This window comes from Streptomyces sp. NPDC051976 (assembly GCF_040680795.1).
In the GTDB taxonomy this organism is placed as follows: Bacteria; Actinomycetota; Actinomycetes; order Streptomycetales; family Streptomycetaceae; genus Actinacidiphila.
Genome location: NZ_JBFAXL010000126.1, coordinates 1 through 7039, shown reverse-complemented (window position 1 = coordinate 7039; position 7039 = coordinate 1). Strand labels below are relative to the sequence as shown.

Genomic DNA, 7039 nt, shown 5'->3' with positions numbered 1-7039 from the left:
CCGGAAACGATCGCCCCGTACTGGTGAACGTAACAGTCACACGCCAGAGTGTCCGAAGTGGCACCGATCGGCACGCAGATGGTCAACTGATACAGCAACGGGCCTCCTGGGCCGGAGGGTTGGTCTCGACAACCGCACTCCTACCAAGAGGCCCGTTCGTCTACGCCCGCCCAACGGCCAGCATGAACGTTCGAGGCATCCCCGACACGGCCCCACCGAACACCACCCGATTCACCACCACGCTCTGAGCCGTCGTGGCCAACGAGCGTGACGGACCACCCCCGCTCGCGCGGGAAGAACGCCAGGACGACCCTGAAGTCGGACCGGTCCTCCGGACCACCCCCGCCTGCGCGGGGAGAACTACGCCCGGGACGCCGCGAGCATCGCCGCGTACGGATCACCCCCGCCTGCGCGGGGAGAATGGCACCGACGCCGACTTCACCGAACGCGGCGACGGACCACCCCCGCCTGCGCGGGGAGAACGCCGGATACTTCTCCGGGTCTTCGGCGTGCAGCGGACCACCCCCGCCTACGCGGGGAGAACCGTCCTGAGACCTGACAGGCCGTCTCCGGACCCGGACCACCCCCGCCTGCGCGGGGAGAACGCCTTGACGGACGCGGCGTCGGCGTCGGCGTTTGGACCACCCCCGCCTACGCGGGGAGAACCGAACTCGTCAGCCCCCATCGCCCGGGACGACCTGGACCACCCCGCCTACGCGGGGAGAACTTCCAGGCGGGCATCGCGGCCGCCATCAACTACGGACCACCCCCGCCTACGCGGGGAGAACGGACACCGCGCTGACCATCGCCTTGCCCAGACCGGACCACCCCCGCCTACGCGGGGAGAACAGGCGGGCGGATTCGGCGAGCACGGGTGCCTCCGGACCACCCCCGCCTACGCGGGGAGAACGGACACCGCGCTGACCATCGCCTTGCCCAGACCGGACCACCCCCGCCTACGCGGGGAGAACCTGGTCGGCGGCGGCGAGGCGCCGGATCAGGACGGACCACCCCCGCCTACGCGGGGAGAACAGGCGGGCGGATTCGGCGAGCACGGGTGCCTCCGGACCACCCCCGCCTACGCGGGGAGAACCTGGCCGCGCGCCTGGGCATGGACCGCCGCAACGGACCACCCCCGCCTACGCGGGGAGAACCTGACGGGGAGGGGGGTGGGAGTCGCCGTGATCGGACCACCCCCGCCTACGCGGGGAGAACAGCAGCGGACACCCTGCGAACCCGCCGACCCGCGGACCACCCCCGCCTACGCGGGGAGAACGGGTGCACCAGCGGGCACCCAGCTCAGGCCGTCGGACCACCCCCGCCTACGCGGGGAGAACGACACCGCCATAGCGATAATCGCCCGCCGATTCGGACCACCCCCGCCTACGCGGGGAGAACCCCGGTGCAGAACCTGCTCACCGAGATCATCGGGGACCACCCCCGCCTACGCGGGGAGAACCCCACCAGCAGAAACGGAACCCCCATGAAGATCGGACCACCCCCGCCTACGCGGGGAGAACCCAGCGCCACCGCGCGCGCCCAGACCTGCGGACGGACCACCCCCGCCTACGCGGGGAGAACGCCTTCGCGGTGTGGCTGGTGAAGCGGCTGTTCGGACCACCCCCGCCTACGCGGGGAGAACCCGTGGCGGCGCCCGGCGTTCTGCACGCCGCTCGGACCACCCCCGCCTACGCGGGGAGAACCGGCCCGGCGGCGCGGTTCCGGCGCCCGTCAGCGGACCACCCCCGCCTACGCGGGGAGAACCCCGGCGGGTTCCACCACGAATGCACCTACACCGGACCACCCCCGCCTACGCGGGGAGAACCCTCTACCACCTGCGGGCTTCGGAGGACTTTGCAATCCCTTGGACTACTCGGTGTCCACTCATGTTGCCAGTGTGGCAGGGCTTGGGGGCGGGTGTCGTCAGCGACCGCGACGGGGGTGTGGCGCGAGTGCGTCGGGTCTCAGTTGTCTCCGGGTACTGCGGCGTTCCGAGCAGTGGTGCGCGGACTTGGGTGAGATGCCTGTCACCGGACGTTTCAGTCAAGTGCTGGCATTCGCCGTGGTATTCGTGGGCAGAGGAGCCCGGGCCGTTCGCCGCTAGCAGGATCCGCAGCTGTGCCCGGACTCATGCGGGACGTCGGGGCGGGATCTTTGAGACTGTCCGGGCAGACCTGAGTTAGTACATAGGGTTTCCTACTGCGGATTCTGGGCTGGTGTATGGGTGACGGTTGCTCATTAAGAGGCCCATGCACATAGCTTGCGGCAGAAGGGAGCCGGCGGTGGCGTGGCTTCAGGACCGCGCTCGCCACACAGAGCGGCACCGCGCCGACCGGCGCCGTGGTGTTCGGCGAGGACGTGCTGTTGCCGATCGCGCTGCTGTCGGACTGCGCCGTCTACCTATCAGCGGGGCCGTTGCCGCTGGGCGTCCTGACGTATGACGCGGTCGGCAAGTCGGCTCCGGGTACTTTCCGGCTCGGTGTCTCGCCCAGCATGGTCAAGCACGAAGGCATGCACCTCTTGTTCTGGGCGGTGGGCGAGATCGACGACGCACTGGCCCGAGCGATCGCGAACACCGCAACCCGGCCGATCCCGCAGTCCGCGCAGGCGCGGATGCGATTCCTGGTCAAGACGGAGAAGGGCTCCACGCGCGCCGCGGCAGTCTGCCTCGGGGTCACCCCGCGCACGGTGGAGCGCTACCTCAGGGGCACGCTCTGGCGGCCGCGCAACGACCCGGCGACGCCAAGGGCATGGCCCCGCAACGCAAGTTCAGGGGCCACGCCTTTGGCGTGCGTTCCGGGCGGCAACCGGAGCCGCCCGTGCCGTCGCGACCACACACGACGACACGTCGCTGGGCTGGGGGAAGCGGTCACCCAGCCCCGGGGCGCACGGGCCCTGGCGCTGCGCGGGCACCCGGGCGGCCGGGGCAGACCAGACCTGGCGGCGCGGGCGGCCGGAGGGCGCGTCACCGCGCATCTATGGTCGGCTGCGGTGCCTCGGGTTCCAAGGAGGCGTCGATCAGGCAGATGTGGGCGGTGATGCCCTTGCGGCCGGATCGTCTGCGTGGCCGCGGAGGGTGTCACGCAAGCCCTCCAACGGGCGGCGGGCCGCCTGGGCACGGCGGCTGTCGCTGCTGTGCCAGGAGCTGCCGCCGATGCACACGGCCACGTACACCCCGGCGGTCCCTTCGGGGCCCTGCAGGTAGCGTCGGCCCAGCTGGTCGCGGAGGGCGGTGGCTACTTCCCTGTTCCAGTTGCACTTGACCTCGGCCGGCACGGACAGTGCCTGACGGTCGTTGTCACAGTGACTGCCCTCAGGTCGGGGACGTCACCGGGGATGTGTGCCAGGCGCGGGTTGATCTCGACCTCCCGCAGCACTGCGACCCGTTGCATCAGCCGACGTTTCAGCTCTCGGGAGAGCCAGGTCGAGACCTCGGTCTCTTCCTTCGGTACGTAGCCGTCCCACGTGTTCGTCGGACGCTGCCGGTGCTACAACTGCGTTCGTACGGCTCGGTCTGTGCGTACTTCCTTTGCTATGTCGTCGAGTGCTTCGGCCACGAGCGCGGCTAGTTGTTCGCGTGAAGTGATGATCCGTCTGGACGACGAGGTCAGTGTGGCGTTGACTTCGGCAACGGTGGGTTCGTAGCCCTTGTCTGCGTGCAGCTTGGCCGGACGGCGGCGCCGGGGTCCGTAGCGGGAGCGGATCGGTGGGATGCCGCGCATCAGCGGGATCAGCGCCTGGCAGGCGCACCCGAATAAGTGCTGAACCGACCATTGAGACACCCTGTCGTCGTAGGGTGTCCAGCGGTGTACTGGTGCAGAGAGAGTTCCGGCAAGAGCGGGGGCGGTCGTGGCGGACGACATCGGGGTGGGCGAGGCGGTCCAGGCTCTGCGGGACGAGCTGTTGAGCGCGGCGGCAGCGGGTACGTCAAGCGGTGTCCAGTTCGAGGTGGGGCCGATCGAGCTGGAGTTCGCCGTCACGCTGACGAAGGAGGCCACAGCGAAGGTCGGTGTCAGCCGGATCTTCAGCGCCGTGGTGTCGGCTGACGTCACAGGCAAGGCGGGGAAACAGGACACCCACCGCGTGAAGTTCGTCCTCACTCCGAAGAGTGCCTCCGGCAGCCCGCTCCTGATCAGCAATAACAAACCACCTGAGGTCGGCGAGCTGGACTCCGCCTTCGGGCGCTGAGTGCCGGAGCCACGATGGAGGAGCGGCAGCGGGCCGCCTTGGTGGAGGCCGCGGGACAGGGCTCCGGCTATGTACTCGGCCCGCGCCTCGTCCTCACCGCCAGGCACGTTCTGGGCGCCTTGGACCACGCGGTCGTCCGCACTCCCCGCGGCGCACCCGTCCGCTGCGAAGTCGTCTGGGCCCGTTCCGACGGGCCGTACGACGCGGCCCTGCTGCTGGCCGACGCCGACCTCGTACCGGATCCGGACCCCGTGCGTTGGGGCACGCTCGTGACGTCGGACCCGTCCGAGGTGACCGTCCTTGGGTTCTCCGCGCTGGCCGGACGCGATGGACGGGTCGGATCCGGGGTGTTCCGGGGCGCGGTGGACCCACTGGAGTCGGTGGAGACCGACCGTTACGTGCTGGACATGGCTGGGAACCCGCCGGTCGGCTCGGCGGACAGGTCACCCTGGGCCGGAATGTCCGGCGGGGCCGTCTGGTGCCACGGCCTCCTAATCGGCGTCGCGGTGGCGGACCTTCCGGGCTGGCCGCACAGCAGGCTGGAGGCCGTCCCCGCGTACGTCCTGCTGGCCGACGCCAGGTTCCGGGAGCTGATCCACCGGCACACCGAACGGGGCGTACAGCTGGAGCCCGCCGAGTTCGCCGACAGCGCGGAGGCGGCGACCCCGCTGGTCCCCCGGTCCGTGGCCTCGCTGCTCCACCCCCGCGCCGAGTCCGTGCGGTTTTCCGGGCGCCGTGAACTGCTGGCCGAGATGACCGCGTGGAGCACCGAGGGCGACGACCTATCACTGGCCCTACTCACCGGGGCCGGCGGGGCCGGGAAATCCCGGATCGCCCGTGAGCTGGGGCACCGGCTGACGGCGGCACGGTACGCGATCGTGCATCTGACCCGCCACGAGAACGTGCGGCACCACCGCATGCTCGCCCGGACCACGGCCCCGGTCTTGCTTGTCGTCGACTACGCGGAGAGCCGCGTCGAGCAGGTCTGCTCACTGCTGGACGTAGTCCGCCGCCCGCGCGGGATTCCCTTCCGGGTGCTGCTCATCGCCCGCGCGGTGGGCCGCTGGTGGGATGAGGTGCGCGAGAGCGGCCCCGAGGCAGCCGATCTCGCCGGGCGCGTGCGGCGCTGGTCGATCACCGGTACCGAGTCGCTCGGCATCGACGTGCGCGAGGCGTTCCGCACGGCGGGAACCGACCTCGCCCGCGGGGCCGCCAGGCTAGGCCTCTCCACGCACCTCTCCTCCTCCGCAGACACGGCACTGCGCCGTCCGCCGAGGACCGTGCTGGAGATCCATATGGCGGCTCTCGCGAGCCTTCTGGCGCCCCATGCGGCAACCACCGTACGTGATGCGCAGGACACCCTGCTCCTGCACGAGGCCGCGTACTGGCGGAAGACCTCCCGCAGGGCACCCCTCGACAGCGTGGGGGATGCTGCCCTGCGCAACGCGGTCGTCACCGCCACGCTGGTGGGGCCCGTTCCCCGCGACCGCGCTCACGCGATCCTCACGCGCGTGCCGCGCCTTGGCGACCAGTCGGAAGCCGTCCGCCACGCGGTCGCCGACTGGCTGCGCGACCTGTATCCCCGGCCCGAGTCCACCGACGGCGATACCTGGCAGTGGGGCACTCTGGAACCCGACACTCTGGGTGAGTATCTGGTGGGCACCCGGGTGGTGGAGGAGCCCGAGATCTTCCTGCGACTCGTCGAGGAGTTGGGCAACAGGGAGATGGTCAACGCCCTGGTGGCGCTGAGCAGGGCCGCGGCTTGGACGGACGGGCTGCCGGACATCCTTCGGACGGCGGTACGGAACTCCCCGGGAACACTGGCGCCCCGTCTGGTGGGGGCGGCGACGCGCAGCGCGGAACCGGCGCTGCTGATCAACGCGTTGGACGTGATCCTGGCCGAAGAACTGCTGCCATCCGAGCAATTGCAGGAACTCGCGCTACGGACGCCCGTCCTGACCCAGGCATTGGCCGACTGGAGCGTACGACTGCTGCGCCGATTGACGGAGATCACCGAAGAACGCTCGGCCGGTGACCCGGTGCAGCGCGCGGGCGCCCTGTTCAACCTCACGACGAGGCTCCTGGCCGCCGAGCACCGTGAGGAGGGATTAGCCACCGCAGCGTCGGCGCTCGCTCTCCTCGACACTGTGCCCACGGCCCCGGCCCTGCTCAGGGGAATGCTGCTGGACCGCAGGACCCAAGCACTTTACGCGCTCGAACGCGCCGATGAGTCCGTTGCAGAGGGCGAGAAGGCCCTCGCGGAGCTTTCCGGCTGGTGGGCGAAGAACCCCAACTACGACAGTACGACCGCTCTTGCCGGGCTGCTGAACAACCTCTCCTACGGCCTTGCCGCCACCGGCCGCCTCGACGAGGCACTGGACAAGGCCCAGGCCTCCGTTGAATTGCGCCGTGAACTGGCCTCCCGTAACGCCGAAGCACTCCCCGATCTCGCCCGGTCTTTGAACACGCTGTCACGCCACCACTACAAGGCCGGGCACCTGGACGAGGCGCTGAAAGCGGGCCGGGAGTCCCTGCACGTCCGTCGGGCGGCGGCTGAGGACAGTCCGGACGCTTATCTCACCGAACTCGGGTCCACATTGGGCCACCTCGCGGAGATCTTGGTCGGTCTCGGCGATTTCACCAGTGTGCGGGAGCCACTCCGGGAGGTTATGTCTGTCCGACGGCAGCTGAACCCCTCCGATCCCGAGGCTCGACAGCGGGACTACGTGCGGACCCTCCTGGACGTGGCGGACCTTAGCCTCGATCCACCGACGTGGTGTGGGGAGGGATCTTGTGACCGGTTTCGAGTCGGTTTCAGGTCGGCGGTTGGGCGTGGGCAGGTTGTAGCCGC

The 7039-nt window shown here is 70.0% G+C and carries 2 protein-coding genes and 2 pseudogenes; 3 read left to right on the top strand and 1 reads right to left on the bottom strand.

What is annotated here, in order from left to right; all coding sequences use genetic code 11:
* Positions 1-2532: 2532 nt before the first annotated feature.
* A pseudogene (locus AB0M29_RS44710) lies at positions 2533-2739 on the top strand (XRE family transcriptional regulator); the annotation flags it as partial.
* 899 nt (positions 2740-3638) lie between these two features.
* Here AB0M29_RS44710 and AB0M29_RS44705 read toward each other — a convergent pair.
* A pseudogene (locus AB0M29_RS44705) lies at positions 3639-3740 on the bottom strand (IS5/IS1182 family transposase); the annotation flags it as partial.
* Between the two features lie 109 nt (positions 3741-3849).
* Here AB0M29_RS44705 and AB0M29_RS44700 point away from each other — a divergent pair.
* Entirely contained in the window at positions 3850-4188 is a 339-nt protein-coding gene (locus tag AB0M29_RS44700) for a trypco2 family protein (RefSeq protein ID WP_365393520.1), read from the top strand.
* A 14-nt stretch (positions 4189-4202) separates the two neighbouring features.
* On the top strand, positions 4203-7039 hold a 2837-nt coding region (locus AB0M29_RS44695), incomplete at its 3' end, for a tetratricopeptide repeat protein (RefSeq protein ID WP_365393518.1).